1 pseudogene is annotated in these 347 nt (G+C 63.1%); it reads right to left on the bottom strand.

The window, feature by feature from the left end:
- Positions 1–347, bottom strand: a pseudogene (locus A9513_RS14675) (IS21 family transposase); the annotation flags it as partial.

The raw sequence follows: 347 nt of genomic DNA on the forward strand, positions 1-347 counted from the left end.
ACATGGCTGGCGATCAGCGCGTCGTCAGCCACCACCTCGATTCGCGTCGGATACAAACGGCTGCTGACCCACTTACCCGCATACTCACACGGAACCGAGTAGCGGTTGCGCCCGACGCTGACCAGGCAGGTGCTGGAGACCCGCGCAGGCCGCTCGACGTAACCGTCGAATGGCGCTGGCACAGGCATCAGTTCAGCGCGCTCCAACTCCAGCACTTCGGCCACACTCAGCCCGCTGTATTGAGGGTGCGTCAGCTCGTTCCAAAGCGCGCGGCAGCGCTGGCCCAGCCAGGCATTGAGTTCCTCGAAGGAGTGAAACTGACAGTCCTGGGCGTCTAGCCAGATACG

Source organism: Pseudomonas sp. AU12215, assembly GCF_001675465.2.
In the GTDB taxonomy this organism is placed as follows: domain Bacteria; phylum Pseudomonadota; class Gammaproteobacteria; order Pseudomonadales; family Pseudomonadaceae; genus Pseudomonas; species Pseudomonas nitroreducens.